Origin of the sequence: Comamonas jiangduensis (assembly GCF_030162955.1) — a bacterium.
Taxonomy (GTDB): domain Bacteria; phylum Pseudomonadota; class Gammaproteobacteria; order Burkholderiales; family Burkholderiaceae_C; genus Comamonas; species Comamonas jiangduensis.
Map to the genome: position 1 here is coordinate 91,245 of NZ_JARXOV010000005.1, position 26,203 is coordinate 117,447.

The window sequence follows — 26,203 nt, forward strand, 5'->3', positions numbered from 1 at the left end:
GTAGGACGGCGGCCGCTGATGAATTAGTCCTTGTCTTGGACGTCGTCGCAAGCATCAAGTTCCCCTTTGGAGCGGCCGTGGAACATGGTCCACCAAACAATCCCCACCAGAATGAGCAAAGCCAGCAAAGCTTCAAGCAAAATCAGCCCCATGACCGCATCTCTCCTGCTCCGTGTGTCGATGGCGCTGATTGTAGGCACCCTCGCCGCGTGTTCGACTGGCCCTCGCACCCCGCCTTCCGCCTCGCACGAAGGCCCTGAAACGCGCTTTCCCACCGGGGAAGTGGTGGACACCGCCCCGTTGGGCCCTGCCAGCTACCGTCCCAAAAGCCGCTGGTTGCCCGTGCGTTGGGCGGAGTTGCCGGGTTTTCAGGCCGATGCCTTGCACGAAGCGTGGAATGCGTGGCTGCGCAGCTGCGAGCGCCCGCCTGCCGCTTTGGCGGCGCTGTGCAACGATGTGCGCCGCCTGAGCATTGCCAGCGAGGCCGAGCGCAGTTACTGGCTGCAACAGCATTTACAGCCGTATCGCATTGAGTCGCTGGATGGCAAGTCGCAGGGCATGCTCACTTCGTACTACGAGCCCGAAATGGTGGGCTCGCGCGTGCGCACCGATGCGTTCAACATTCCGCTGTACAAGCTGCCGGCGGGTTTCGGGGTGAAAAAGCCGTGGTACACGCGCCAGCAGATTGATACCTTGCCCGAGGCACAGGCCGCCCTGGCTGGGCGTGAAATTGCGTGGCTGAGTGATCCGATTGAAGCCTTGGTGCTGCACATCCAGGGCTCGGGCCGCCTGCGCATTACCGAGGCCGATGGCAGCGTGCGCCTGATTCGCCTGGCCTATGCGGGCACCAACGACCAGCCCTACAAGAGCGTGGGCCGCTGGCTGCTGGACCGCAACCTGATTACGGACGCCAGCTGGCCCGGCATCAGCGCGTGGATTGCCGCCAATCCACAGCGTGTGCAGGAGATGCTGTGGAGCAACCCGCGCTATGTGTTCTTCAAGGAAGAGCCGCTGGAGGGTATTGACGTGCAGTTCGGCCCCAAGGGCGCGCAAGGTGTGCCGCTGACGCCGGGCCGCTCGATTGCGGTGGACCGCGGCAGCATTCCCTATGGCACGCCGGTGTGGATGTACTCCAAGGGCATGGAGGTGGAGTACAAGCGCCTGGTGGTGGCGCAAGACACGGGCAGCGCGATTGTGGGCGCCGTGCGTGCCGACTATTTCATGGGCTGGGGCAAAGAGGCAGGCGACTTGGCGGGCCGCATCAAGCAGCCGCTGCGCCTGTGGGCGCTGTGGCCCAAGGGGTTGCCGGTGCCGCAATAAAAAGAGCGGCTGGCGCTTATTAATCCATGGTTTCAGATGCTTTTTATGCTGAAAACATTCATGGATAAGCGCTAGCAGCTCTCTTTTTAGTGAGTTGCCTCACAAAAAAGGCTGCCTCAGGCAGCCTTTTTTGCGGCAGGACAGCAAGGCAACCCGCGCTCAACCACTCTCAAAGTAACGCGTCACGCGCGGGGGCGCGTCCAGCACGTGGAAGGACAGCTTGCGCTCGCGCAGCGCCACGTCGGCGGCGGTCACGCGGTCAAAGCGGCGCAGGTGCTCCACCCACGAGGTATCCACAATTTCTTCGACGTAGCGCTCGGGCCGCTCCATGCTGTGCAGCAGCCGCCACTGCAAAGCACCTTGGCGCAGGCGGCTGCTGCGGCTGGCTTGCATCAGGGTACGAAAGCGCTTGGCCTTGGCCGGGTTGATGATGAATTCAATGTGCACCACCACCCGCCCTTCTTCGGGCTGGCTGTGGCGCGGCGGTGTCCAGGCTTGGGAGGGGCTGAGGTCTTCCAGCACCTGGCGGTCGGTGAACACGCGCTGCACGGTCAGCATGCACAGCACGCCAGTGGCCGCAGCGGCCATCAGGCTGGTGGGCACCGAGGTGAGCGACGCCACCTTGCCCCACAGGGCCGCACCCAAGGCGGTGCCACCCATGATGGACATTTGGTAGGCCGCCATGCCGCGTGCGCGCACCCAGTTGGGCAAGGCCATCTGGGCTTTGACGGCCAGCGCGTTGGCCGTGGATAGCAGCGACAAGCCCGCCACCATCATGCAGAAAATGGCCAGAGGCAAATTGGGCGCAAGCGCCACCCCCACGGTGGCTGACGCTTGCAGGCACGAGCCTGTCAGCACCAAAGCTTCGCCGGCCAAGGCCTGGCGGATGCGCGGCAAGAAAGCCGCACCAATGATGGCGCCTGTGCCCATCGAAGCCAGCAGCACCGTGAACACACCCGCTCCGCTGATGAAACCAATGCCGTCAAAGCGTTTGGCGGTCAGCGGCAGCAAGGCCAGAATGGCGGTGGACATGAAGAAAAACGCCACCGTGCGCGCAATCACGGCGCGCATGCGCGGGGACTCTTTGATGAACTGCAGCCCCACGCGCATGGCGCTGGGCAGGCGCTCGCGCCCCAGGGGGCTGGTGGTGGGCGGCGTGCGCTGCCAGCGCAGCAAGATCAGGCCAGCCACCACGGACAACAGTGCGTTCAGCACAAACACCCACAGCGTGCCTGCACTGGCAATGATGGCGCCCGCCACCAGCGGGCCCACGATGCGGGAGGCGTTCATGGCCACGCCGCTCAGCGCCATCGCAGAGGGCAACAACGGCTTGCTGACCACCTCCGGCATCAAGGCCGAGAACACGGGCCAGCGCATGGCCATGCCAATGCCGTTGGCAAACGTCAGCGCCAGCAGCAGCGGCGCGCTCATCACATCCAAGGCCAAGGCGGCGCACAGCAGCAACGCCACCACCGCCACCCAAAACTGCGTGAAGATGAAGTAGCGGCGGCGATCCAGAATGTCTGCCAATGCTCCGCTGGGCAGACCCAGCAAAAACACGGGCAGGGTGGAAGCGGTCTGCACCAGCGCCACCAGCACCGGGGAGGTGGTGAGCGAGGTCATCATCCACGCGGCGGCCACATCGTTCATCCAGACACAGATATTGGCGACCAGCGTCACGCTCCACAGCAGCCGGAAGGTGGGGGTGCGCAAGGGCGCCCAGGTGGAGGCCGTTTTGGTGGGCTGTGCTGCCGGTGTGACACCCGGCTCTTCAAGCAGGCGCCCGGAGGGCGAGGGGGAAATGGGGGCGTGGGGATCGGACATCACCGCGGATTGTCAGGGCTGTACCATTTTTTTGCAGGCCATCGCCGGGTGGCGATGCTGCCATCGTGGGCGTCTCTGCCGACGCTCAGGGCGCTTTGGGCACGGGCGGCATGCTGGATTTCACCTCGCCCAGCGAAAAACTGGTGTGCATGTCTTTCACATTGGGCAAATTCAGCAGCACGCTGCGCGTGAACTGCGAAAAGCTTTCCAGGTCTTTGGCCACCACCTGCAGCTCAAACATGCCTTTGCCGCTGATGTAGTGGCAAGAAATCACCTCCGGAATGGCGCGGATGGCCTCTTCCATGGCACGGGTGCGGGCCCCCGTGCTGATTTCGGCATCAATGCGCACAAAGGCCAGCACCCCCAGCCCGATTTTTTGGCGGTCAATTTCGGCGTGGTAGCCGCGGATATAGCCCTCTTTTTCCAGCGTACGCACGCGGCGCCAGCACGGGGCCGCAGACAGTCCCACCCGCTGGGCCAGCTCGGCATTGGTCAGGCGCCCATCGGCTTGCAAGAGGGCGAGGATGGCGAGGTCAAACTTGTCCAAAGTATTCACGTTTTCCCTTGTTTAAGAAAGGATCTTGCTCAATCGTGGTCTGGACGGGCAAAAAAAGCAATCACCTATCTGACGCCCACTTCTACACTTGATTCAGGTCATCGCCCACATACAAAGCCACCAGCCACACGCATGGTGCATAGACAAGGAGACAACGATGAACGCCCCACTGAACGATGCCGTGCGCCAAGCGCTGGAAAACGTCACGCTGGATGACAAGCCGCAATGCGGCTTGGTTCACAAATACACGCTGGGCTGCGCAGCAGCACAGGGTGGGAGGGGCATCCAGCCCTTCGCGCAAGGAGGTGTGTGATGAATGCTCCGCTCAACGATGCCGTGCGCAAAGCGCTGGAAAACGTCACGCTGGATGACAAATACACCCTGGAGCGCGGCCGCGCCTTCATGAGCGGTGTGCAGGCGTTGGTGCGCCTGCCCATGCTGCAGCGCCTGCGTGATGCCCAGCAAGGACTGAACACGGCAGGCTTTATCAGCGGCTACCGTGGCTCGCCCCTGGGCAGCTATGACCAGTCGCTGTGGGCCGCCAAAAAACATCTGGAAGCACAGCACATCGTGTTTCAGCCCGGTGTGAATGAAGAGCTGGCGGCCACGGCGCTGTGGGGCACGCAGCAGCTGGATTTGTACCCCGAGGCCAAGCAGTTCGATGGTGTGTTTGGCATCTGGTATGGCAAGGGGCCGGGGGTCGACCGCTGCTCGGACGTGTTCAAGCACGCCAATATGGCGGGCACCGCGCAGCATGGCGGGGTGATTGCGCTGGCGGGTGATGACCACATCAGCAAATCCTCGACGGCGGCCCACCAAAGCGACCACATCTTTAAAGCGTGCGGCACGCCGGTGTTTTTTCCGTCCAGCGTGCAAGAAATTCTGGACATGGGCCTGCACGCCTTTGCCATGAGCCGCTTTAGCGGGCTGTGGTCCGGCGTGAAAACGATTCAGGAGGTGGTGGAATCTTCCAGCAGCGTCTGGGTGAACCCCGACCGCGTCCGCATCGTGTTGCCCGAAGACTTTGCCATGCCGCCCGGTGGGCTGCACATTCGCTGGCCCGATGCACCGCTGGAGCAAGAAGCCCGTTTGATGCACCACAAGTGGTATGCCGCCCTGGCGTATGTGCGTGCCAACAAGCTGAACTACAACGTGGTGCAAGGCCCGCAGGACCGCTTTGGCATCATGGCCAGCGGCAAGGCCTACAACGACATGCGCCAGGCCTTGGTGGATCTGGGGCTGGATGACGCCACCTGCCAGCGTATTGGCATCCGTGTACACAAGGTGAATGTGGTGTGGCCGCTTGAAGCCACCATCACGCGCGAATTTGCGCGCGGGTTGCAAGAGATTTTGGTGGTGGAGGAAAAGCGCCAGATCATTGAATACCAGGTCAAGGAAGAGCTGTACAACTGGCGTGACGATGTGCGCCCCACGGTGGTGGGCAAGTTTGAGGACAGTACCAGCGATGAGTGGGGCCGCCCCTTCCATGCAGGCAGCGACTGGCTGCTGCGCGCCAACGCCGATCTGACGCCGGCGCTGATTGCCCGCGCCATTGCCAAGCGCCTGACCAAGCTGGGTGTGCCCGAGGATGTGCAGGCGCGCATCCACCAGCATCTGGCCTTGCTGGATGCCTGTGAGCAACAACAAGCCCAAGCCGGTGCGCCCGGCGCAGAACGCACCCCCTGGTTTTGCAGCGGCTGCCCGCACAACACCAGCACCCGTGTGCCCGAAGGCAGCCGTGCAGTGGCGGGCATTGGCTGCCACTACATGACGGTGTGGATGGATCGCTCCACCAGCACCTTCACGCAGATGGGTGGGGAAGGTGTGACCTGGGTGGGGCAGGCACCGTTCACCAAAGACAAGCATGTATTTGCCAATTTGGGCGATGGCACCTACTTTCACAGCGGCTTGCTGGCCATCCGCCAGAGCATTGCGGCGGGCGTCAACATCACCTACAAGCTGCTGTACAACGATGCCGTGGCCATGACCGGCGGGCAGCGTGTGGGCGAGCGCCCCGAAGGCCACAGCGTGCTGCAAATCATGCAGAGTTTGCTGGCCGAAGGTGTGAAAAATCTGGTCATCGTCACGGATGAGCCCGAGAAATACCAAGGCGTGACACTGTCTCCTGGGGTAACGGTGCACCACCGCGATGAGCTGGACGGCATTCAGCGTGAGTTCCGCGAGATCAGCGGCTGCACAGTTATCATTTACGACCAAACCTGCGCGACAGAAAAACGCCGCCGCCGCAAGCGCGGCACGCTGCAGACACCGGCCAAAACCGTGGTCATCAATGAGTTGGTGTGCGAGGGGTGCGGCGATTGCTCGGTGCAGTCCAACTGCCTCTCGGTGGAGCCGGTGGAAACCGAGTTTGGCCGCAAACGCCGTATCAACCAGAGCAGCTGTAACAAGGATTTTTCCTGCGTCAAAGGCTTTTGCCCCAGCTTTGTCACCGTCGAAGGTGGGCAACTGAAAAAACCGAAGCGGGAGAAAAAGGGCGATGTCTCCCAGTTGCCAGCGCTGCCAGAGCCCGTGTTGCCCGATGCATCCCAAGCCTGGGGCATTGTGGTGGCGGGCGTGGGCGGCACCGGGGTCATCACCATTGGTTCTTTGCTGGGCATGGCCGCGCACCTGGAAGGCAAAGCCGTGATCACGCAAGATGCCGCCGGTTTGGCGCAAAAAGGTGGCGCCACATGGAGCCATATCCAAATTGCCAATACGCCCAGCGCCATCCACACCACCAAAGTAGATATCGGCAAAGCCGATCTGGTGCTGGGCTGCGATGCCATTGTGGCAGCCAACAAAGCCACCTTGGCCGTGATGCAGGCGGGGCGCACTTTTGTGGCTCTCAACAGCCACAGCACCCCCACTGCGGCGCTGGTGCACAACCCCGACTGGCAGTCACCTGCTGCGCAGTGCAGCACAGCGCTGGCACAAGCGGTGGGCGGCCCTGAGCATGTGGGCGTGTTTGATGCCGATGAGGTGGCCGTGCAACTGCTGGGCGACAGCATCTACACCAACCCGCTGATGCTGGGCTATGCCTGGCAAAAAGGACGCATTCCTTTGTCGCGCGCCACCTTGCTGCGCGCTATGGAGCTCAACGGCGTGCAGGTGGCCAACAACCAGGCCGCGTTTGAATGGGGCCGTCGCTGCGCGCACGACTGGGCGCAAGTGCAAGCCATCTACCGCACGGCGCAAGTGATCCAATTTGTGAAAAAGCCAGGGGTGGCGGAATTGATCGCGCAGCGCGAAGCGTTTCTGACTGGCTACCAAAATGCGGCTTATGCAGCGCAGTACCGGGCTTTTGTGGAAAAAGTACAGGCTGCCGAGGGACAGTTGGGCCGCACCACCAAGCTGACCGAGGCGGTCGCGCGTTATCTGTTCAAGCTGATGGCGTACAAGGACGAGTATGAAGTAGCGCGTCTGCACCTGGATCCCGCTTTCACCCAAAAGATTGCCGACATGTTTGAAGGCGACTACAAGCTGGTGCACCACCTGGCGCCACCGCTGACAGCCCGCAAGGACGCCCAAGGGCATCTGGTGAAAAAAGCCTATGCACCCCGGGTGCGCAGTCTGTTCAAGCTGCTGGCTGGCCTGAAAGGGCTGCGTGGCAGCATGCTGGATGTGTTTGGGCGCAACCCCGAGCGCCAGACCGAGCGCGCCCTGATTGCCGAGTACCGCACCTGCATCGAAGGCCTGCTGCCCCAGCTGACTGCGGACAAGCTGGATCTGGCGGTGCAAATTGCCCGCATTCCCGAAGAAATTCGCGGTTACGGCCATGTCAAAGAGCGGCATTTGCAAGCGGCCCGCGCCAAATGGCAGGGGCTGATGCAGCAGTGGCAAACCACCCCTGCGGGCGCGCAGCACCGGGCGTAACCCCATGCGATGCGATGGGCGTAGAGATTTTTGAACCCTGCAAAAATCAATAAAGATAGCTGTTGGCGCTTGCTGCATAAGCGCTAGCAGCGTATTTCTTTTAAAAAACAGGGCGTGGCAAACACTGGCAGGTACTCAGGTTTAGCTGCGGCACATCACAAAGCACACGCATACAATGCTTCGTTGACTTGCGCTCAGCTATGCTGTAGCGCTTGCAGGCCGTGTGGCCTGTTCCTTTTTTGACCCATTCCAGTTTGGAGTTCGTCCGTGTTTATTTCTTCTGCCTTTGCCCAAACCGCGCCCGCAGCCGCTGCTGCTGAAGGCGGCATGATGTCCTCCCTCACCGGCATGCTGCCTCTGGTGCTGATGTTCGTGGTGCTGTACTTTGTGATGATTCGTCCCCAGATGAAGCGTCAAAAAGAGCACCGCGCCATGGTGGAAGCACTGACCAAGGGTGACGACGTAGCCACCGCCGGCGGTATTTTGGGTCGTGTGGTGGATCTGGACGAGCAGTTCCTGTTCATCGAAATCGCTGCCGGCGTGAAAGTGCAAATCCAGCGCTCTGCCGTTGTCCAAGTGCTGCCCAAGGGCACCGTTAAGTAAGACCAGACTTTCTTCTGGTTGAGCGGGCCGGTGGGCTTTCAAGGCATACCGCGCCCTGTTTCTAGCGTGAGAGATAGAGCGCGATCATGAACCGATACCCGGTCTGGAAGTACGCGATCCTTGTGGTCGCGCTACTTATTGGGGTGATTTACACCCTGCCTAATTTCTTTGGTGAGGCACCTGCGGTGCAAGTGTCCTCGGCCAAATCTTCTGTCAAGGTGGATGAGGGCACATTGGCCCGCGTCGAAAGTGCGCTGCAAGCCGCTTCGCTGACGCCGGACATTCTGAGCCTGGAAGGCAACTCGGTGCGCGCGCGCTTTAACACGCCCGACGAGCAGCTCAAAGCCAAAGACGTGATTGAGCATGCGCTGATCACCGACGCATCCGATCCCACCTACATCGTGGCGCTGAATTTGGTGTCGCGCTCGCCCCAGTGGCTGTCGGCGCTGGGCGCTCACCCCATGTACCTGGGCCTGGACTTGCGCGGCGGCGTGCACTTCATGCTGCAGGTGGATATGGAGGCTGCGCTGACCAAACGCGCAGATTCGCTGGCGGGTGATTTGCGCACCATGATGCGTGACAAAAACATTCGCCACGGCGGTATCAACCGCGATAGCCAGGCCATTGAGATTCGTCTGCGCGACGAAGCTGCGATGGCTGCGGCGCGCAACCTGATTGCCGACCAGTTCCCTGACTTGCAAGTGACCGAAGCGGGCACGGGTGCCGATGGCCGCTTGCGCGCGTCGATCAAGCCCGAAGCGCTGCGCAAGGTGCAAGAGCAGGCCCTCAAGCAAAACATCACCACGCTGCACAACCGTATCAATGAGCTGGGCGTAGCAGAACCTGTGATTCAGCAGCAAGGGCTGGATCGCATTGTGGTGCAGTTGCCTGGCGTTCAAGATACCGCCAAGGCCAAGGACATTCTGGGCCGTACCGCCACGCTGGAGCTGCGTCTGGTGGACGAAAGCTCCGAAGGTCGCGCGGCCGAGATGGGAACAGCCAACGTGCCTTTCGGTTCTGAGCGTTATCTGGATCGCAATGGCAACGCCGTCATCGTCAAAAAACAAGTGATCTTGACCGGTGAAAACCTGACCGATGCCCAGCCCGGCTTTGACAGCCAGACGCAGGAGCCCACCGTGAACCTGGTGCTGGATGCCAAGGGCGCCCGCATCTTCAAGGACATCACGCGTGAGAACATCAACAAGCGCATGGCCATCATCTTGTTCGAAAAGGGCAAGGGTGAGGTGGTCACTGCGCCTGTGATCCGTTCCGAAATCGGTGGCGGCCGCGTGCAAATTTCCGGTCGCATGACCACGGTGGAAGCCAATGACACCTCGCTGCTGCTGCGCGCTGGCTCGCTGGCAGCCCCGATGGAAATCATCGAGGAATACACGATTGGCCCCAGCCTGGGTGCCGACAACATTGAGCGTGGTATTGACTCCGTGCTGTGGGGCTTCATCGTCATCGTCATCTTTATGTGCATTTACTACCACCTGTTCGGCGTGTTCTCGTCGATCGCGCTGGGGGTGAATGTGCTGCTGCTGATGGCTGTCTTGTCGATGTTGCAAGCCACGCTGACCTTGCCGGGTATCGCGGCGATGGCCTTGGCGATTGGTGTGGCGATTGACTCCAACGTGCTGATCAATGAGCGTATCCGTGAAGAGCTGCGTGCCGGCCTGTCGCCCCAAGCAGCCATCCACGCCGGCTATGACCGTGCATGGGCAACGATTCTGGACTCGAACCTGACCACCCTGATCGTTGGCTTGGCGCTGCTGGCTTTTGGTTCGGGTGCGGTGCGCGGCTTTGCCGTGGTGCACTGCATCGGCATCGCCACCAGCATGTTCTCGGCCGTGTTCTTCTCGCGCGGTCTGGTGAACCTGTGGTACGGCCGCCAAAAGAAGCTCAAGAGCGTGGCAATTGGCACCATTTGGCGCCCCGACGGCACTGCCGTTGAAGAAGCGAAGTAAAGGAGGAAGACATGGAACTCTTCCGCATCCGTAAAGATATTCCGTTCATGAAATACGCGTTGATTCTCAACGCGATTTCCATCATCACTTTTGTGCTGGCCGTGTTCTTCCTTGTCACCAAGGGCTTGCACCTGTCGGTAGAGTTCACAGGTGGCACGGTCATGGAGGTGGCCTATAGCCAGCCTGCCGACTTGGAGAAGGTACGTAAAACCATCCAGGACAAAGGCTACAGCGATGTGACGGTGCAAAACTTTGGCACCGCCCGCGATGTGATGATTCGCATGCCCGTGCAGCAAGGCGTGACCTCGGCACAGCAAAGCGAGCAAGTGCTGGCCGCCCTGAAGGCCCAAGACCCTGAGGTGACGCTGCGCCGCACGGAATTTGTGGGCCCTTCTGTGGGTGAAGAGCTGGTGACCAATGGCTTGCTGGCACTGGCCGTGGTGATGGCCGGCATCATCATCTACTTGGCATTCCGCTTCGAGTGGAAGTTCGGCGTGGCCGCTGCTTTTGCCAACTTCCACGACGTGGTCATCATTCTGGGTTTCTTCGCATTCTTTCAGTGGGAGTTCTCGCTGCCCGTGCTGGCAGGGGTGCTGGCGGTGCTGGGCTATTCGGTGAACGAATCGGTGGTGGTGTTTGACCGTATCCGCGAAACCTTCCGCAAGCAGCGCAAGATGGATACCAAAACCGTCATCAACCACGCCATCACTTCCACGATGAGCCGCACGATCATTACCCATGCATCGACGGAGGCGATGGTGCTGGCCATGTTCTTCTTTGGCGGCCCTAGCTTGCATTACTTCTCGCTGGCGCTGACCATTGGCATCGTGTTTGGTATTTATTCGTCCATCTTCGTGGGCGCGGCCATTGTGATGTGGCTGGGCGTCAAGCGCGAGGATTTGGTCAAGGCTCCGAACAAAACGGAGCATGACCCGAACGATCCGAACTCAGGCGCTGTGGTGTAAGCCCTCGCTGCTATCAAAAAAAGGCACCTTGTGGTGCCTTTTTCATGGTTGCCTGAAAATATCAGGCTTGCCCGGTGCGCTGGTACAGCCCTCCGGGCAGACGCCCTACATGGCCTTCCAGCTCCAATTCCAGCAGTTGGGCTTGCACCTCGGCAGCACTCCAGCCAGTGCGGTCGCTCAAAATTTCTACGTGCACCGGGTCATAGCCCATGGCTTGCAGCAGCGGGTGTTCTGCTAGCCCGGCTGCCGATTCACCGCCCGCACTCTGTGCATCCGGCGTGTAGTCACTGAACTCTTCCAAGATGTCTTGGGCAGACTCCACCAGCTTGGCGCCTTGCCGAATGAGCGCATGGCAGCCGCGCGCCTGGGGGCTGTGGATGGAGCCAGGAATGGCAAAGACTTCGCGCCCTTGCTCTGAAGCGGTGCGCGCCGTAATCAGCGATCCTGAGGCCAATGCCGCCTCGACCACCAGCGTGCCACGCGTGAGGCCTGAAATGATGCGGTTGCGTTTGGGGAAATTGCTGGCAATCGGCGGGGTGCCCAGGGGGAATTCACTGATCACCAAGCCTTGCTGGGCCAGTCGGTGCGCCAGCTGCTTGTGCGCGCGCGGGTAGACGCGATCCACACCCGTGCCGATGACCGCAACGGTGGGCAATACCGAACTGGCTGCCGCCAAAGCACCTTCATGGGCCGCAGCATCAATGCCCAGCGCCATGCCAGATACCACGCTCCAGCCTTGGCAGGCGAGGTGCCGGGCGAATTCAAAGGCGTTGTCCGCGCCTTGCGGTGTGGGATTGCGCGAGCCCACGATGGCCAGACTGCGTTGCCAGCCGAGCAACGCACCGGCTTGGTTCAGCCAGCGTGTCGCCCCCAGCACATACAGCATGAGGGGTGGATCTGCGGTATGCAGCAAGCCCTCGGGATAGCGTGGATCACCCAGTGTGATCAGTGCATGGGCAACCTCTTGTGTGCCGGCGTGCAGCCACTGCCACGTGGTCTCGAAGGCCTGTTCAAAGCCTTCGGGGGGATGGCGCAGTTGTGCGGCTTGGGCCACGCTGACACAGGCCTGTAGTTCGGTGGCGCAGGCTTCAAAGATCGCGGGAGCCGAACCAAAGTGCGCCAGCAGGCGTCGTGCAGCCGCATTCCCTATGCTGGGCGTGAGGGACAGGCGCAACCATGCCTGCAGTTCTGCGCGTTCCCAAGGCGCAATAGCCGCACGCATGGTGGCTTAGCGCGGGTTGCTCAACCGATCGCCGACCTGGACGCCCCGCTGAATGTCCATGATCAGCACATAGGAAACGCGATCAAAGCTGCGGAACACCATGGCCAGCCCGTTCTCTTCGTCCGGCAACTTCACGGTGGGGCGCTGTGGGTCTGTTTTATCCTTGATCGTCTGGCCTTGGGTCATCAAAGACAACACCATGCCGGGTGCCATGCCATCTTTGCTGCCTCGGTTGATAGACACGATTTGGTGCTGGGTGCCGTAGCGAACGGCGGTGCTGCCGTATATCGACACCACATAGGCCGTGACGTCCGTTTGCGGCGCATGGGGCACAAAGTTGACATATTGCCGCGGGGGCTCTGGCACCAGTCGGTCGCCGGGTTGCAGCTCCTCTTTGGCCTTGGTGATTGTGATGGTGGCGGGTAAATAGGTGGGATTGGGGTTGTCGGCGCTAGGTGCCACCGGCGTCTCACCGCGCTCCAGCGCTGCTTGGCCCAGGTATTGGGCTTCGTAGCCCAGCACTTCGCGGGTGATGGGGTCGTGCAGTGCCACCGCCTGGCGGAACACGCGGTAGTCACGCGATGCGTCTGCCTGGCGCAGCAGCGGTGCCGCAGCGGGTGCACGCACATAGGCACGGTCACCGGGTGCGCGCAGCATGCGGTCATCATCGCCCGCAATAATGCGCGGAGCGTTGGCCAGTGTGTCGTTATCCACCACCAAAGGTTCGCTCAGGAAAGCCTCAATGATGTGCATTTGCAAGGTCGGCAAAGCCTGGTCAGACAGGCTTTCGCTGCGCACCTGTGGGGATAGTTTGACCGTGGGCGTACCGCCGTGGCGGGCCGTGCGCAGTCGCGCAAAGCCACCGCTCTTTTCCAGGTACAGCACTTGGCCGGGGTAAATCAGGTGCGGATTGGCAATCGCTTGAAGATTCATGCCCCACAACTCCGGCCAGCGCCAGGGTTGGCGCAGGAACAGCCCCGAAATGCGCCACAAGGTATCACCGCGCTGCACCGTGTAGCTGTCAGGCGCGGCTGCGCTCAGCGCAGACAGCGGCACCCCTTGTTGCGCGACTTGCTGGGCTGTCGCCCGCTGCCCAGCGGTGATGGGATAGTTTTGGGCGTGTGCGGTGCTGACAAATCCGCACAGCAAAGCGCCTATAGCCCAGGCACAAGTGGTGGCGTTTCCCTTCATGTTTTTCCCTCTCTGATACAGGCTCGGTGCGCTGTCTTGTGTCGATAAAACTCTGTGGATTCTGATTCCAAGGCCTTGATTGGGCAATGCGTATCGCTAACTTAGGCTGCGCCAATGGGTGAAAGTGGCGAAAATAGCGACATATTTCCAAAAATTTGCCATGGCCTTACTTCCTATTCTTTGCTTTCCCGACCCTCGCCTGCACAAGGTGGCCAAGCCTGTGGAACAGGTGGATGACCGCATTCGCCAGCAGATTGAGGATATGTTCGAGACCATGTACGACGCCCAGGGCATCGGACTGGCTGCCACGCAAGTGGACTTCCATGAACGCCTGATCGTCATTGATGTGTCGCAAGACCGCGATCAAAAGCTGGTGTTGATCAACCCAGAAATCCTCTGGGCCAGCGAGGAAAAGCAGGTGGGTGAAGAGGGCTGCTTGTCGGTGCCAGGCATCTATGACGGTGTGGAGCGCTCGACGTCCGTCAAGGTCAGGGCCCTGGATGAAAACGGCAACAGCCGTGAAATTGAGGCAGAAGGCTTGCTGGCGATTTGCATTCAGCACGAGATGGATCACCTGCTGGGCAAAGTGTTTGTGGAATACCTCTCGCCCCTCAAGCGCAACCGCATCAAGACCAAGATGATCAAGATGCAAAAAGAGGCCGCACGCTGATGTTGCGCCGCCCAGTGCTTGCAGTGTGGGGGCGCTGGGCCGCCGTGGCTGCGGCGACGCTGGCTTTGACAGCTTGCATGGTGCCGCAGTGGCAAAAGCCCGGCACCCCCGCAGCGGCGATTGTTGCAGGCATGGGGCAGCCGCAGGTCAAAGTGCCGCTCGAAGGGGGTGGTGAGCGCTGGGTGTACAGCCGCCAGCCAGCGGGCCAGCAGGTTTATCACATGGTGTTCGATGCGCAGCAGCGCTTGCAATCCGTCGAACAAGTGCTGGATGAAGCGCATTTCCAGCGCCTGCGCCCGGAGCAGGACAACCGTGAAAGCGTGCATCGTTACTTTGGCAAGCCTGCGCTGGTGGAGGGCGTGGGCAACTTCAAAGGCGATATCTGGACCTACCGCATCCAGCAAAATGGCATCGATCGGCAAGCCCACGTTTTTATCGACCCGCAAGGGGTGGTGCAGCGCATCATGTTTACCGACGAGCCTCGGCAGGACGACGATCGGGGCCGTTGATGCGACGATAGCGCATCTGGCTGCAGCGCACTGCGCTGCGTAGGCCGAAGCTGTCACTGCCCAGCCAATGGCAGTCTTTCCCTCGGATGGAAACCATGAGAGTTATTTTTGCGGGCACGCCCGACTTTGCGCGTGTAGCCTTGGAACGTCTGCTGCAAGCAGGTTTTGAAGTGCCGCTGGTGCTGACTCAGCCAGACCGCCCTGCGGGCCGTGGCATGAAACTGCAGGCCTCCCCGGTCAAGCAATGTGCCCTGGAGCACGGCATTCGTGTGGAGCAGCCTTTGAGCCTGCGCCTGGATGGCAAATACCCCGAAGATGCTGCGGCGGCACGCCAGGCGCTGCAGGATGCGCGTGCCGACGTGATGGTGGTGGCGGCGTATGGTTTGATCCTGCCGCAGTGGGTGCTGGATGTGCCCCCCAAGGGCTGCCTGAACATCCATGCCTCGCTCTTGCCACGCTGGCGTGGTGCGGCACCGATTCACCGTGCGATTGAGGCCGGTGATGCCGAAACCGGCGTCACCATCATGCAGATGGATGCGGGCCTGGACACCGGCGATATTTGCCTGTTGGAGCGCCTGCCCATTACCGCTGCCGACACCACGGCCAGCCTGCACGACAAGCTGGCCGATTTGGGCGGCCGCATGATTGTGCAAGCGCTGGAGATGAGCGCGGGCACAGGCTTGCCGCGCACGCCCCAGCCTGCGCAAGGCGTCACCTATGCGCACAAAATTGAAAAAGCCGAGAGCTGGATGGATTGGTCGCTGAGCGCCGAGCAGCTGGATCGCCGCCTGCGCGCGTTCAACCCCTTCCCCGGCGGCGCCACGCAACTGGGCGACGAAGTCATCAAGCTGTGGACGGCAGTGCCCCAGGCGTACACCGGCACCGCCCAGCTCGGCACGGTGCTGGCCGCAGATGCCGAGGGCGTGCTGGTGGCGTGTGGCGAGGGGGCGCTGCGCTTGACCCAGCTGCAGCGTGCAGGCGGCAAACGCCTGGCGGCAGGGGACTTCTTGCGCGGGTTTGAGTTGCCGGCAGGTGCGGTGCTGACAACCCCTGCGCAGGGCTGAGGCATGAACGCTCGCGCTTTGCAGCGCCGTGCCTTGGGCATTGCGCAAGAACCTGCCTTCAAAGAAGGTATCCGGGCCTTGCTGGCCCCCATGCTGGGCGTGGGCGCCTGGGGGCTGGTTACCGGTGTGGCCATGGTCAAGGCGGGCATGTCGGTGCCGCTGGCCATTTTCATGTCGCTCACGGTGTATGCCGGCAGCGCACAACTGGCCATCTTGCCGCTGCTGATGGTGGGCGCGCCGCTGTGGGTGGTGTGGTTCACCGCCGCCTGCGTGAACCTGCGCTTTGTGATTTTGAGCAGCATGTGGCGCACCTACTTTGGCCACTTGCGCCTGGCGCACCGCATGACGCTGGGCTACTTCAGTGGCGACATCATCTTTGTCGCGTTCATGCAGCGCTTTCCCACCGCGGAGAAAAAGCCAGAGCAACTGCCCTATTTCTGGGGCGCGGCCCTGGCCAATTGGGTGTTTTGGCAAGTGGCATCGATTGCCGGCATTTTGCTGGCCAACGTGATTCCGCTGGAATGGGGGCTGGGCTTTGCGGGTGTGCTGGCCTTGCTGGGTGTGCTGTATGCCATGCTCAAAGACAAGGCCACCTGGGTGGCTTGTGCGGTGGCCAGCGGCGCGGCCATTGCCACGTTTGCGCTGCCGCTGAAGATGAATATTTTGGTGGCGATTGCGGCTGCGGTGACGGTGGGCCTGCTGATGGAAGCGGCCGAGCAACGTGCCGCGCGCTTGCGGCCCCAGCCTGCCATTCGCCCGCCCGACCCGAGCAAGGGTGAAAAGCACCCGGTACTGCCCTTGCCAGAGCGTACCCACGAGAAGGAGACCTCATGAATGCAGACCTCGCCGGTATCTGGCCGTGGGTGGCCAGCGTGGGGCTGGCGATCGTGACGCTGCTTACCCGCTCGTTTTTCATGATTCCCGAGCGCGAAGTCCCCATGCCTGAATGGTTCAAGCGGGGCCTCAAGTACGCGCCGCTGGCTGCGCTGGCCGCAGTGATCGCCCCGGAGGTGCTGATGAGCCACGGTGCCCTTATTACCTCGCTGGCCGATGCGCGCCTGCCCGCCGCACTCTGTGCCACGCTGTATTACTTTTGCAAGCGCGGCATTTTGGGCACCATTGTGGTCGGCATGCTGGTGTATTTGCCGCTGCACATTGGACTGGGCTGGTAAGTCTGTAAAAAACAGAAGCAGCTTGCGCTTGTCCTGCAATAGTTTTGGTATGTTTTACAGCTGAAACGTTGGTAAAAAGAGCGCAAGCTGCTATGTTTTTAAGAAATCTTTTTCGGCCGCCCGCTCGGCATAGCGCGTAAAACGCAGGGCCTGGCCTTCTTCGCGAATGCGCCGCCAGACGGCACGTTTGGCATACGGGCTCAGGCTCAGCCATTGCTGCACTTCGGCAAAAGTGCGGCCACAGCCTTTGCAGTGGCTGTCACCTTGGCTGGTCGAACAGATCGCAATACACGGCGTATCGGGCGTGGTGTCGTACCAGCGCAGCCAGGCTTGCAGCGCGGCATCGGGCACGGCGTGCGCGGCGATGTGGGTGCGCTGCTCCACAATCATGCGGGCATACACCTCGGCCAGGTGGGCCGTGGCCGGCGCCAACGCCCCGCCTGCGCCCGCAGGGCTGCGCTCCCGCCAGTAGTTGATGGCGGCCTCCAAATCCGTGATGTGAATGCTTGGCATGACGGCGACAGCGTACGCCAGGCACAGGTCGGCCGCTGGCGGCATCCGCAAAATCCACATGCACATTTGTACCCACGGGACTTTGACTTGTGTTTAAATCGCATCCTTCAAAGGGGAGTAGCTCCCCGTCTGGGTGCGCGATTCGGCCATACCCCGGCGGATTGGCAAGTCGTCAGTACGAAACCATGGTTTCCGGCTTGTCAGGTGAGGTTCAACATGAATCTTGCGGGCAAGACCTTTGGGCGACTGATTACAGGTGGTCACCCAAAGAAGCTCCCAAAGTATGCAGGCTTGCCCTGCATCACTGAACGACTTCCCCCCGGTGCCCATTGGTCAATAACCGCTGCATAGCGCGCAGTTGCGCGTGTGTTCTCTTCTACTGAGGTTTTTATATGGATTTGGATTTCCTGACCCATGCCCCGTTCTGGATTGCACTGGGGCAAATCATCATCATCGACATCTTGCTGGGTGGCGATAACGCGGTCGTGATCGCGCTGGCCTGCCGCAAGCTGCCGCCTGAGCAGCGCCGCAAGGGCATTATCTACGGCACCGCCGGTGCTATCGTGCTGCGCGTGATCTTGATCGCGTTCGCCATGGTGCTGCTGCAATTGCCGTTCCTGAAGATCGTGGGCGCGCTGCTGCTGGTGTGGATTGGTATGAAGCTGATCGCGCCGGAAGAAGAGAGCCACGACAACATCCAGGGCAGCGACAAGCTGTTTGCGGCCATCAAGACCATCATCGTGGCGGACTTGGTGATGTCGGTGGACAACGTGATTGCCATCGCTGGCGCAGCCCAAAGCTCGGGCGAGCACCAGTTGCTGCTGATCATTTTGGGCTTGTTGATCTCCATCCCGATCATCGTCTGGGGCTCACAGCTGGTGATCAAGCTGATGGAGCGCTTCCCGCTGATCATTGTGGCCGGCGGCATGCTGCTGGGCTGGATTGCTGGCGGCATGCTGATCACCGACCCCCTGTTCGTCAACCCCGACCAGTGGACTTGGGCGCCCAAGCTGCTGGCGTATGACGCCGAAACCAAGATGGCCATCTTCAATGCGTCGATGCCTATCTACTGGGTGGCCCACGTCGGCGGTGCGCTGCTGGTGCTGGCGATTGGCAAGCTGGCGGCTGCCAAGCAGAAAAAGACGGAAACTGCCCACTAAGCAGGCATTGGCGCCTTGGGTGCCAGTGCTTGGCCCTGCTGCGCGATAGGCGCAGGAACCAACCGTTCTTGCTGCCAGTCCCAGCAGGGTATTGAGGGGTGGGCATTGCGCTCCATCTGTTCGACTATCTAGGAAAGACGCCGTGGAAACCATCATCGTGTACGTGGACGACGCCGATTACGCCCAATTGCTGCTGCAAACCGCCGTGCAGGCGCCCCATGCCAGCCAAGCACACTGGGTGTTGGTCGGCTGCGCCCCGCGCATCACCCATCGCGTCAGTCGGTTTGTGAGCAATCGCTCGCGTGAGAATTGGCGCAACAAATGGGCCGATCGCTTGTTTCAAGACTGCGTGCCTGTGCTGCAAGCGCACGGCGCGCAAGTCACCACTGTGCTTGCGCGTGGCCCGCTGCCTGAGCTGCTGCAGACCTTGCAAGCGCAGTACGGTGCGCAATCGCAAGTAGTGGATATGCGTCGCCCCAAACTGCAGACCCCAGACACAGCGGCGCCTGCAGTGCCATCGCCGCTGCACAAGCTGGCCGGTACCCTGGCCGGTATTGGCGCGCTGTGGACGGTGCTGATTGGTGAAACTTTAGCCGCCTAAGCCTTACGGGTAGAGCGCTGATTGCTAGATAAAAGGGAGCTTTAAGCTCCCTTTTTTTGTTGCATGAACCTATGCCGGGTGCGTGGGCGGTACTGGCGGCAGTGTGATCCAGCGGCGTTGAGGCCCCAGCCGCCTGCTATGCTGGCTGCCATGAAACTCTTACTGAAATGGTTGCTGAGTGCGGGTGCCTTGCTGCTGGTCGCCGCCGTGTTCAGTGGTGTCCAGGTGCAAAGCTATGGCTCTGCCTTGCTGGCGGTGGTGGTCATCAGCTTGCTCAACACCCTGGTGCGCCCCCTCTTGGTGGTGTTGACCTTGCCGGTCACCGTGGTCACCGTGGGCCTGTTCCTGTTTGTGATCAATGGATTGATGCTTTGGGCCGCCTCAGGGCTGCTGGGCGGCTTGCATGTGAGCGGCTTTTGGGCCGCAGTGTGGGGCGCAATCCTTTATTCGCTGCTGGGCATGGCGATCGAGTCACTTCTCGCGCGCCTGTTCCCGTAACAACGCCTCTACCGCGCGCAGGCGCGTATCCACAATCGAGGCTTCAATGTGGTCGCCTTGGCCACGGCGCGCCAAGTCTTGTGCGGCTTTAAAGCGATCGATGGCAGCGGCATAGTCGTAATGCGCCACATGGGCCTCTGCTTCTGCGCGCACGGCGCGCAAGCTCTGGTTCTGTGCCTGCCACGCCTGTGCCAGCAAGCGCCATGCCGTGGCGTCGTTGGGTTGGTCCACCACCCACGACTGCAGGCGGTCAGAGACTTTGCTGGCTTGGCCTGTGGCAATCAACGCTTGGCTACCCAGCACCAGCGTGGGCCGTGGCTGCGGGCCACGCAAATCGGCAATACCGAGCACCTGCAGCGCGGCTTGCGGCTGCTGGGCGGCCAGCTCTAGCTCCGCACCCAGCCAGCGCACTTGCTGCTTGGCGGCTGCATCGCCCTGCGCCTGTACGTGGGCAGACAGCTGGTTCCATACCTTGCGCGCATCGGCCAGGTTTTTCAGCTCCATCTGGCTCAACGTGGCCACATACAGCTGGGCCGCTTGGTCATTGGCATTGAGCCGGGCAAACCCCGGCGCTTGGGGCAGTTGCGTCCACTGGCGCAGCGTGTCAATCCCGGGGCGGCTCAGCACACGAGCGCGCCCCGCCATCATGGCGTGCTCCATGGTGGGCACCGGGGGCTGTGTGTGGCCGTGCGGCACGCGGGTTTGCATGTCGGCCATACGCTCGGTGGTCAGCGGGTGGCTGCGCAGGTAGGGCCAGCTGCCGTTGTCATTCAGGCGGCTGGCGTGTTGCAGCTTTTCAAACATGCTCACGGCCCCTTGAGGCGCGAACCCTGCTGGCGCCAGCAGGCTGTAGCCAATGCGGTCGGCCTCGCGCTCCATGCTGCGCGAAAAGCCCAACTGGTTTTGAATGGCCGCTGCTTGCCCCCCGACGATCATTGCGTTCGCCGCGTCCGGGCTCTTGCTGGCTGCCAAGGCGCCCAGCACCATGCCCGCAATCAAGAGCGGCATGTTCTTTTTCTCTTCACCAAACATGCGCGCAATGTGGCGCTGCGTGACGTGGGTCAACTCGTGGGCCATGACGGTGGCCAGCTCATCACTGCTGGACACCGCACCAATCAGTCCCAGATGTACGCCCAGATAGCCGCCGGGCAGCGCAAACGCGTTGATGCTTTTATCGCGCCCCAGCAGCACCTGCCAGGCAAAGCGCTCTTGCAGCTCTGCAGACAAATCACCGCGCGCCTTGGAGGCCTGCACCAGGGGTTGCCAGATGCCCATCACATAGGCGTGCAGCTGTGGGTCGTCAATGTAGTCTGGGTCGCGGTAGAGCGAGCGAATGATGCGGTCACCCAAGCGCCGCTCTTCGCTGGTAGTCAGATCGGCCCCATCCCCCATGCTGGGCAGCGCAATTTGCGCTTGCGCAGGCGCTGTGTGCCACATAGGAACACCCAAGGCCAGCACCAGTACGCTGGAGCGAAGAACAGGGGCAGCAAGGCGCAACAGTGCAGAAGTCATGGGCAAGCAAAAGGCACAAGGCCGTCTGAGGCAAGAGGAGCCTCTTATGATGCCTGCATTGCGCCAGTGTTCCCAGCTTTACATGCATGTCACCGCATCGGCCAGGACCTGGCAGCCCCTCAAGCCCTGAATATGTCGAAGACCATGAGCGAAAACTACCTCCCCAATGACGGCCTGACCCACTTTGACGCCCACGGCCAAGCCCATATGGTGGATGTGGGCGGCAAAGCGCCGACACACCGCGTGGCCGTGGCCGAAGGCCGTATCGTGATGCAGCCAGCCACGCTGGAAATCATTCAAAAAGGCACCGCTAAGAAAGGCGATGTGCTGAGCGTGGCACGTATCGCCGGCATCATGGCCGCCAAGCAAACCAGCAATCTCATCCCGCTGTGCCACCCCTTGGCCTTGACGCGTGTGGCGGTGGATTTTGAAGTGCTCCCCGCCGAGAACGCCGTGCGCTGTGAAGCTACTGTGGAGCTGCATGGCAAGACCGGTGTGGAAATGGAAGCACTCACCGCAGTCCAGATCAGCCTTTTGACCATTTATGACATGTGCAAGGCGGTGGATAAAAGCATGGTCATGGACGGCGTGCGGGTGCTGGAGAAGTTGGGTGGAAAGTCGGATATAAATTAATAATGCCAATTACCAGCCTGCGGATTATTTGTTTTTCAAGCTCTCATACAAAATTTTGTATTTTTCGCACTCCCTGCTAGTATTTATTTTGCAAAGGTTATTAATAAAATATTTACTCTCTTTGATTTTCCCGTGATAGTTGTTTGCTAGGGCAGCATGTAAAATAAGTCTATTTGTTCCATATCGTAAGGCTGCTTTCTCGTAAGCGATTAATTCTTTTTCTCCAATTTCTTTTGATGGTAATTTGTACGAGTTCTTCATCCAACCCTCCAATTGATCCAAGATGATTATTTTGTTTTCTTTGATTTCTGATTTTTTATTAATTATTCCCAAGTATTCAAAACGCATCGCCTCAATTGATTTTATGGATTTTGAGTAATCTATTAAAGTAATTAAAAAAACAAATGAAGTAATGAAAAATAAGAATGCTTTATATTTAAATTTTAATAAAAAATTGCTTTCGCAATTTTGTAAAGAAATTCCTAAAAATATAGATGCAGGAATTAATATATGAAGATAAGAGAAGGGGTATTCTAATAAGCAATGAATGAAAAATATTGAGAATCCAGTAAATCCAATTATCTGAGGGTTTTTAATTTCTTTTGTTGAGTTAAAGTCAACAAAAAAAAGTATGAATGTTAAAATAAAAGTAACACCTCCGATGATGCCAAACCATAAGAAAAAATCAAAAATAATATTGTGTGCATAGCTTAAAATTAACTCTTTTCCTGCGTTGTTGCTACCTATTAAATGGGCTTCAGCTGTGTGTAGCCACCCATATCCTAGCAGAGGTTCTTTGAGAAACGCTTCAAGGAGAGATAGCCAATGCGTGGTTCTGATGGATTGAACTCCTGTTTCCAGAATATCTCTGGGGATAGGTAGTTCAGTTCTGAATGAAATTTCTCTTACTAAATATGTAGATATTAATATAAAAATAGATGGGAATAACAGTGTAATTTTTTTTTTAATTCCCCCTTCACTCAGAATATAGGTAAAAAAAGAAATTGCAAAAAATTGCAGAATTCCAGTTCTTGATTGTGTTAAGGAAGTTGCAAAAGCAAGAATAAATATTAAAAAAATTTGAAAGTTTTTAGAAATTTTGTGCGTGACTGCTAGCGTGGATGCGACCCCTAGTGCTAGCATTGTAGCTAAATGGTTAGGTTGTCCTGTATTAGCAAAGACCCTGCCGCCATAAGGAACTTCTCGGATATAAAGGTTTTTTATTTCGGGAGCCAGCCATTGTGTCAGTGCTAGCAATGAGGATATGACTGCAAATGCAATTACAATAAAAAAAAACAAATCAACTCTTTCGTTGATGTTAATTCCAACTAGGACGCTTAGGAAAAAAATTAAAAAATAACCAGCTCCTAAAATGTAATCCCCATAATAAATATTTGATCTTTTTGTGAGATCAAAAGTTATTAGAAATATCATTGAAATTAAAAATATAACTGACGCTCTGTTTATTTTTATGTTTTTGGGAAGTAGGGGTATTATGCAAATTAGCAAGCCAAATACAGCAGTTGTTTCCATCCAGAAACCACCCCAAGGATGCGCTAGATTCGGCACACACCACGCAAGTAAAATTATTATTAAACTGATTTTAAATAGCATAATGGAAAAGGCCTCTCGGCGTAAGCCAGAGAAGCCTTTGGTTAAAGCTAAATTAAATTAGCCGCGGCAGCTGGCTGGAAGAAGTTTTGCAGGAATAGTCACAGAACCACCTGTGCCGGCAGCACATTTCCAAGCACGGATTGGCGCTGCAGTTGCAGCAACAAAGGATGCAGTAGTTGCGGCAGTTGATGCATCTGCATTTATATAGGGAGTCATCACAATAGTACCTGTATTGACATCGGAGGAAATTCCGCGCGCAGTTACAGTGATGACGCCTGCTGTACTAGTGGAAATTTGGGAGACGTATTGGCTAATAGGAGAGGCGGCACTGCCTCCTTCGCCGCAACCAAATTGATCAGTAGTCGACAGAGCAGACGCAAAGCCAGTCTGGGAAGCTTCGGAGATTGATGTACGGCAAGCAGTTGCTGCCAAAATCACTTCGGACAACTTAGCACGCTTTGTATAGTCTTGATAAGCAGGCAAAGCCACCGCAGCCAAAATACCAATAATCGCCACCACGATCATCAGTTCGATCAGGGTGAAACCCTTTTGCATCGTACGCTTCATAAAAAAGCTCCTTGGAGTGAAGAAAAAGAAAGTACGCCTTCTACAGAGCAATCGGTGTGCCAGCTCTGTCCTACAGCGCAAGCGTCAAAATCTGCAAAATTTGCTTGCAATTCGACGAGGAATGTCACTTTTGACGTGATGAGGTCGGCTGGAGGTGACGTTTTTGTCATCTGTACAAGACGTATCTGTATTGCTATCTAAAGTGTAGCTTTCGGTGCTTGTCCTTTGGCTGATTCAAGGCAAAAGATGGTTTAAATGCTTTTACATGCTGCGCAAAGCGCTCTTGTTTTTGTGGAACAAAAAGGCGCCTCTGGCGCCCTTGGGGTGGTTTGGCGTGCTCTCGCCAGAGACGTGTTTATGCGTTGGCTGCTGCCTGGCGGCCTTGCATCCACTTACCAACGGCCACCACCAGCGTGGCACCCGCAGCGGCGGCAGCGTAATGCAGCCAAGGGTGGGCCATGGTGTAGCCGTGCAGCAGGTTGTCGTTGACGATGGTTTCACCGCCTACCCAGCCGATCAGCGCCGCGCCCAGGGTGATGATGACCGGGAAGCGCTCCATGAGCTTGATCATCAAGGTGGAGCCAAAGATCACCAGGGGAATGCTGATGGCCAGCCCCAGGATCAGCAGCACCATATTGCCTTGGGCGGTCGCGGCGACGGCAATCACGTTGTCCAGGCTCATGACGAGGTCGGCAATCAAGATGGTGCGAATGGCGGCGAACATGGAGCCATGGCCCTTGGATTCACCTTCGCCGTCTTCTTCACCGGTCAGCAGCTGGTAGCCAATCCACAGCAGCAGGCAGCCGCCCACGACTTGCAGGAACGACAGCTCCAGCAGCTTGGCGGCCACAATCGTCAAAACAATGCGCAGCACCACCGCAGCGCCCGAGCCAAACATGATGGCTTGCTTTTGCTGCGCGGGGGGCAGCGAGCGCGCTGCGAGGGCGATGACGACGGCGTTGTCGCCAGAAAGAATGATGTTGATCCAGACGATCTTCACCAAGCCGATCCAGAAATCGGCACTGTTCAAAAACTCCATATTTACTCCACTGTTATGAATGGAAAACGCCAGCCGGTTCGCACAGGCTGGCGCATCCTTTTTTGGGGAGTGGGCAGTTTACGCCTGGCGATTGGCCAGAGCGTGCGTAGTTTTGCGTAACGACGTAAAGCGCGCAGACGCAAGCCCCAAAGAAAAAGGCCGCCCCGAGCGGATCGGTGCGGCCTCTTGGTAGTCAGGTCAGCGTGTGCTGCGGGCTTACTTCTTCAGCAAACCTTGCAGCAGGCGGCCCATTTCGGAGGGGTTGCGGGTGATGGTGAAACCGCACTCTTCCATGATGGCCAGCTTGGCGTCGGCCGTGTCGGCACCGCCGGAGATCAGCGCGCCGGCGTGGCCCATGCGCTTGCCGGGAGGCGCTGTCACACCAGCGATAAAGCCCACGATAGGCTTGGTCATATTGGCCTTGCACCACATGGCGGCTTCGGCTTCGTCGGGGCCGCCGATTTCACCGATCATGATCACGGCGTCGGTGTCTGGATCGTCGTTGAAAGCGCGCATCACGTCGATGTGCTTCAGGCCGTTGATGGGGTCACCACCAATACCGACAGCGGAGGACTGGCCAATGCCCAGTTCGGTCAGCTGGGCCACGGCTTCATAGGTCAGGGTGCCGGAGCGCGAGACCACGCCGATGCGGCCCTTCTTGTGGATGTGACCAGGCATGATGCCGATCTTGATTTCGTCAGGCGTAATCAAGCCGGGGCAGTTGGGGCCCAGCAGCAAGGTCTTCTTGCCGCCAGCGGCTTCCTTGGCCTTCATCTTGTTGCGCACTTCCAGCATGTCGCGCACTGGGATGCCTTCGGTGATGCAAATCGCCAGATCCAGGTCGGCTTCTACGGCTTCCCAGATAGCAGCTGCAGCGCCTGCTGGTGGCACGTAGATCACGGAAACGGTGGCGCCGGTTTCTTTGGCAGCGTCTTTGACGGAACCAAAAATTGGGATGTCAAAAATGCGCTCGCCCGCCTTCTTGGGGTTCACGCCGGCCACGAAGCAGTTCTTGCCGTTCGCATATTCCTGGCACTTTTCAGTGTGGAACTGACCGGTCTTGCCGGTAATGCCCTGGGTGATGACCTTGGTGTCTTTGTTGATAAAGATCGACATGTTTTTATCTCCGG

The 26,203-nt window shown here is 58.8% G+C and carries 26 protein-coding genes; 15 read left to right on the forward strand and 11 right to left on the reverse strand.

Annotated features, from left to right (window positions below):
- Positions 1-23 precede the first annotated feature (23 nt).
- On the reverse strand, positions 24-152 hold the full coding sequence (locus QEP12_RS05835) for a hypothetical protein (protein WP_257469142.1): 129 nt from the start codon (positions 150-152) through the stop codon (positions 24-26).
- Here QEP12_RS05835 and mltA point away from each other — a divergent pair.
- Positions 112-1,320 (forward strand): murein transglycosylase A, encoded by a 1,209-nt coding sequence (gene mltA, locus QEP12_RS05840; RefSeq protein WP_284213652.1) that lies wholly within the window; start codon positions 112-114, stop codon positions 1,318-1,320. The two genes, QEP12_RS05835 and mltA, sit on opposite strands and share 41 nt — an antisense overlap.
- 159 nt (positions 1,321-1,479) lie before the next feature.
- On the opposite strand, the gene QEP12_RS05845 is transcribed toward mltA, so the two are convergent.
- Together QEP12_RS05845 and QEP12_RS05850 are read right to left on the reverse strand one after the other, a co-directional pair.
- On the reverse strand, positions 1,480-3,144 hold the full coding sequence (locus tag QEP12_RS05845; protein ID WP_284213653.1) for an MFS transporter: 1,665 nt from the start codon (positions 3,142-3,144) through the stop codon (positions 1,480-1,482).
- A gap of 85 nt (positions 3,145-3,229) precedes the next feature.
- Positions 3,230-3,700: an Lrp/AsnC family transcriptional regulator gene (locus tag QEP12_RS05850; RefSeq protein WP_219163263.1), complete on the reverse strand. Its 471-nt coding sequence runs from the start codon at positions 3,698-3,700 to the stop codon at positions 3,230-3,232.
- A 157-nt stretch (positions 3,701-3,857) separates the two neighbouring features.
- On the opposite strand from QEP12_RS05850, the gene QEP12_RS05855 reads away from it, so the two are divergent.
- The 5 genes from QEP12_RS05855 to secF all read left to right on the forward strand — a co-directional run bounded on the left by QEP12_RS05855 (position 3,858) and on the right by secF (position 11,108).
- Positions 3,858-4,013 carry a hypothetical protein gene (locus QEP12_RS05855; RefSeq protein WP_174863312.1) on the forward strand — a complete coding sequence of 52 codons (156 nt, stop codon included), beginning with the start codon at positions 3,858-3,860 and terminating at the stop codon, positions 4,011-4,013.
- A complete protein-coding gene (locus tag QEP12_RS05860) occupies positions 4,013-7,573 on the forward strand; it encodes an indolepyruvate ferredoxin oxidoreductase family protein (RefSeq protein WP_284213654.1) in 3,561 nt (1,186 codons plus the stop codon). Before QEP12_RS05855 ends, QEP12_RS05860 begins: the two co-directional genes overlap by 1 nt.
- Positions 7,574-7,840: 267 nt before the next feature.
- The gene (yajC, locus tag QEP12_RS05865; RefSeq protein WP_284213655.1) at positions 7,841-8,176 is read left to right on the forward strand and encodes a preprotein translocase subunit YajC; all 336 of its coding nucleotides are present in this window, start codon (positions 7,841-7,843) and stop codon (positions 8,174-8,176) included.
- A gap of 86 nt (positions 8,177-8,262) precedes the next feature.
- A complete protein-coding gene (secD, locus tag QEP12_RS05870) occupies positions 8,263-10,143 on the forward strand; it encodes a protein translocase subunit SecD (protein WP_284213656.1) in 1,881 nt (626 codons plus the stop codon).
- Between the two features lie 11 nt (positions 10,144-10,154).
- The gene (gene secF / locus QEP12_RS05875; RefSeq protein ID WP_219163252.1) at positions 10,155-11,108 is read left to right on the forward strand and encodes a protein translocase subunit SecF; all 954 of its coding nucleotides are present in this window, start codon (positions 10,155-10,157) and stop codon (positions 11,106-11,108) included.
- Between the two features lie 61 nt (positions 11,109-11,169).
- Here secF and dprA read toward each other — a convergent pair whose 3' ends face one another.
- Both dprA and QEP12_RS05885 read right to left on the reverse strand, forming a co-directional pair.
- Positions 11,170-12,330, reverse strand: a complete 1,161-nt coding sequence (gene dprA / locus QEP12_RS05880) for a DNA-processing protein DprA (RefSeq protein ID WP_284213657.1) — start codon at positions 12,328-12,330, stop codon at positions 11,170-11,172.
- 6 nt (positions 12,331-12,336) lie between these two features.
- The gene (locus QEP12_RS05885; protein ID WP_174863308.1) at positions 12,337-13,521 is read right to left on the reverse strand and encodes a LysM peptidoglycan-binding domain-containing protein; all 1,185 of its coding nucleotides are present in this window, start codon (positions 13,519-13,521) and stop codon (positions 12,337-12,339) included.
- A gap of 160 nt (positions 13,522-13,681) precedes the next feature.
- On the opposite strand from QEP12_RS05885, the gene def reads away from it, so the two are divergent.
- From def to QEP12_RS05910, 5 genes are all read left to right on the forward strand, one after another.
- On the forward strand, positions 13,682-14,191 hold the full coding sequence (def, locus tag QEP12_RS05890; protein ID WP_174863307.1) for a peptide deformylase: 510 nt from the start codon (positions 13,682-13,684) through the stop codon (positions 14,189-14,191).
- Complete coding sequence (locus QEP12_RS05895; RefSeq protein ID WP_284213658.1) at positions 14,191-14,700, forward strand: hypothetical protein; 510 nt, start codon at positions 14,191-14,193, stop codon at positions 14,698-14,700. Before def ends, QEP12_RS05895 begins: the two co-directional genes overlap by 1 nt.
- A gap of 95 nt (positions 14,701-14,795) precedes the next feature.
- Positions 14,796-15,764, forward strand: coding sequence for a methionyl-tRNA formyltransferase (gene fmt / locus QEP12_RS05900; RefSeq protein WP_284213659.1), 969 nt, complete (start codon positions 14,796-14,798; stop codon positions 15,762-15,764).
- Positions 15,765-15,767: 3 nt separating this feature from the next.
- Positions 15,768-16,598, forward strand: a complete 831-nt coding sequence (locus tag QEP12_RS05905; RefSeq protein ID WP_284213660.1) for an AzlC family ABC transporter permease — start codon at positions 15,768-15,770, stop codon at positions 16,596-16,598.
- Complete coding sequence (locus QEP12_RS05910) at positions 16,595-16,936, forward strand: AzlD domain-containing protein (protein WP_284213661.1); 342 nt, start codon at positions 16,595-16,597, stop codon at positions 16,934-16,936. The genes QEP12_RS05905 and QEP12_RS05910 overlap by 4 nt, the downstream gene beginning before the upstream one ends.
- A gap of 90 nt (positions 16,937-17,026) precedes the next feature.
- Here the strand turns inward: QEP12_RS05910 and QEP12_RS05915 are convergent, their stop codons facing one another.
- Positions 17,027-17,449 (reverse strand): DUF3717 domain-containing protein, encoded by a 423-nt coding sequence (locus tag QEP12_RS05915; protein ID WP_284213714.1) that lies wholly within the window; start codon positions 17,447-17,449, stop codon positions 17,027-17,029.
- Between the two features lie 392 nt (positions 17,450-17,841).
- Here QEP12_RS05915 and QEP12_RS05920 point away from each other — a divergent pair, with 392 nt between their 5' ends.
- The 3 genes from QEP12_RS05920 to QEP12_RS05930 all read left to right on the forward strand — a co-directional run bounded on the left by QEP12_RS05920 (position 17,842) and on the right by QEP12_RS05930 (position 19,708).
- Positions 17,842-18,609: a TerC family protein gene (locus QEP12_RS05920; RefSeq protein WP_284213662.1), complete on the forward strand. Its 768-nt coding sequence runs from the start codon at positions 17,842-17,844 to the stop codon at positions 18,607-18,609.
- Positions 18,610-18,751: 142 nt separating this feature from the next.
- Positions 18,752-19,210 carry a universal stress protein gene (locus tag QEP12_RS05925; RefSeq protein ID WP_174863281.1) on the forward strand — a complete coding sequence of 153 codons (459 nt, stop codon included), beginning with the start codon at positions 18,752-18,754 and terminating at the stop codon, positions 19,208-19,210.
- A 150-nt stretch (positions 19,211-19,360) separates the two neighbouring features.
- Positions 19,361-19,708: a phage holin family protein gene (locus QEP12_RS05930; protein WP_174863282.1), complete on the forward strand. Its 348-nt coding sequence runs from the start codon at positions 19,361-19,363 to the stop codon at positions 19,706-19,708.
- On the opposite strand, the gene QEP12_RS05935 is transcribed toward QEP12_RS05930, so the two are convergent.
- The gene (locus QEP12_RS05935) at positions 19,682-21,220 is read right to left on the reverse strand and encodes a M48 family metalloprotease (protein WP_431308065.1); all 1,539 of its coding nucleotides are present in this window, start codon (positions 21,218-21,220) and stop codon (positions 19,682-19,684) included. The two genes, QEP12_RS05930 and QEP12_RS05935, sit on opposite strands and share 27 nt — an antisense overlap.
- Before the next feature lie 132 nt (positions 21,221-21,352).
- On the opposite strand from QEP12_RS05935, the gene moaC reads away from it, so the two are divergent.
- Entirely contained in the window at positions 21,353-21,853 is a 501-nt protein-coding gene (gene moaC, locus QEP12_RS05940; RefSeq protein ID WP_431308066.1) for a cyclic pyranopterin monophosphate synthase MoaC, read from the forward strand.
- 24 nt (positions 21,854-21,877) lie between these two features.
- Here the strand turns inward: moaC and QEP12_RS05945 are convergent, their stop codons facing one another.
- The 4 genes from QEP12_RS05945 to sucD form a co-directional block, all read right to left on the reverse strand.
- Positions 21,878-23,386, reverse strand: a complete 1,509-nt coding sequence (locus tag QEP12_RS05945; protein ID WP_284213663.1) for an O-antigen ligase family protein — start codon at positions 23,384-23,386, stop codon at positions 21,878-21,880.
- 138 nt (positions 23,387-23,524) lie between these two features.
- Entirely contained in the window at positions 23,525-24,034 is a 510-nt protein-coding gene (locus tag QEP12_RS05950; RefSeq protein ID WP_174863285.1) for a pilin, read from the reverse strand.
- A 355-nt stretch (positions 24,035-24,389) separates the two neighbouring features.
- The gene (locus tag QEP12_RS05955) at positions 24,390-25,073 is read right to left on the reverse strand and encodes a TerC family protein (RefSeq protein ID WP_284213664.1); all 684 of its coding nucleotides are present in this window, start codon (positions 25,071-25,073) and stop codon (positions 24,390-24,392) included.
- Between the two features lie 216 nt (positions 25,074-25,289).
- Entirely contained in the window at positions 25,290-26,189 is a 900-nt protein-coding gene (sucD, locus tag QEP12_RS05960; protein WP_174863286.1) for a succinate--CoA ligase subunit alpha, read from the reverse strand.
- Positions 26,190-26,203 lie beyond the last annotated feature (14 nt).

Excerpts from the sequence above, each read along its gene's own strand:
- mltA (WP_284213652.1), top strand. The coding sequence starts at position 112 with ATGAGCAAAGCCAGCAAAGCTTCAAGCAAAATCAGCCCCATGACCGCA.
- QEP12_RS05835 (WP_257469142.1), bottom strand. The coding sequence starts at position 152 with ATGGGGCTGATTTTGCTTGAAGCTTTGCTGGCTTTGCTCATTCTGGTG.
- QEP12_RS05845 (WP_284213653.1), bottom strand. The coding sequence starts at position 3,144 with ATGTCCGATCCCCACGCCCCCATTTCCCCCTCGCCCTCCGGGCGCCTG.
- QEP12_RS05855 (WP_174863312.1), top strand. The coding sequence starts at position 3,858 with ATGAACGCCCCACTGAACGATGCCGTGCGCCAAGCGCTGGAAAACGTC.
- QEP12_RS05860 (WP_284213654.1), top strand. The coding sequence starts at position 4,013 with ATGAATGCTCCGCTCAACGATGCCGTGCGCAAAGCGCTGGAAAACGTC.
- secD (WP_284213656.1), top strand. The coding sequence starts at position 8,263 with ATGAACCGATACCCGGTCTGGAAGTACGCGATCCTTGTGGTCGCGCTA.
- secF (WP_219163252.1), top strand. The coding sequence starts at position 10,155 with ATGGAACTCTTCCGCATCCGTAAAGATATTCCGTTCATGAAATACGCG.
- dprA (WP_284213657.1), bottom strand. The coding sequence starts at position 12,330 with ATGCGTGCGGCTATTGCGCCTTGGGAACGCGCAGAACTGCAGGCATGG.
- QEP12_RS05885 (WP_174863308.1), bottom strand. The coding sequence starts at position 13,521 with ATGAAGGGAAACGCCACCACTTGTGCCTGGGCTATAGGCGCTTTGCTG.
- def (WP_174863307.1), top strand. The coding sequence starts at position 13,682 with ATGGCCTTACTTCCTATTCTTTGCTTTCCCGACCCTCGCCTGCACAAG.
- QEP12_RS05895 (WP_284213658.1), top strand. The coding sequence starts at position 14,191 with ATGTTGCGCCGCCCAGTGCTTGCAGTGTGGGGGCGCTGGGCCGCCGTG.
- fmt (WP_284213659.1), top strand. The coding sequence starts at position 14,796 with ATGAGAGTTATTTTTGCGGGCACGCCCGACTTTGCGCGTGTAGCCTTG.
- QEP12_RS05905 (WP_284213660.1), top strand. The coding sequence starts at position 15,768 with ATGAACGCTCGCGCTTTGCAGCGCCGTGCCTTGGGCATTGCGCAAGAA.
- QEP12_RS05910 (WP_284213661.1), top strand. The coding sequence starts at position 16,595 with ATGAATGCAGACCTCGCCGGTATCTGGCCGTGGGTGGCCAGCGTGGGG.
- QEP12_RS05915 (WP_284213714.1), bottom strand. The coding sequence starts at position 17,449 with ATGCCAAGCATTCACATCACGGATTTGGAGGCCGCCATCAACTACTGG.
- QEP12_RS05920 (WP_284213662.1), top strand. The coding sequence starts at position 17,842 with ATGGATTTGGATTTCCTGACCCATGCCCCGTTCTGGATTGCACTGGGG.
- QEP12_RS05930 (WP_174863282.1), top strand. The coding sequence starts at position 19,361 with ATGAAACTCTTACTGAAATGGTTGCTGAGTGCGGGTGCCTTGCTGCTG.
- QEP12_RS05935 (WP_431308065.1), bottom strand. The coding sequence starts at position 21,220 with ATGACTTCTGCACTGTTGCGCCTTGCTGCCCCTGTTCTTCGCTCCAGC.
- moaC (WP_431308066.1), top strand. The coding sequence starts at position 21,353 with ATGTCGAAGACCATGAGCGAAAACTACCTCCCCAATGACGGCCTGACC.
- QEP12_RS05945 (WP_284213663.1), bottom strand. The coding sequence starts at position 23,386 with ATGGAAACAACTGCTGTATTTGGCTTGCTAATTTGCATAATACCCCTA.
- QEP12_RS05950 (WP_174863285.1), bottom strand. The coding sequence starts at position 24,034 with ATGAAGCGTACGATGCAAAAGGGTTTCACCCTGATCGAACTGATGATC.
- QEP12_RS05955 (WP_284213664.1), bottom strand. The coding sequence starts at position 25,073 with ATGGAGTTTTTGAACAGTGCCGATTTCTGGATCGGCTTGGTGAAGATC.
- sucD (WP_174863286.1), bottom strand. The coding sequence starts at position 26,189 with ATGTCGATCTTTATCAACAAAGACACCAAGGTCATCACCCAGGGCATT.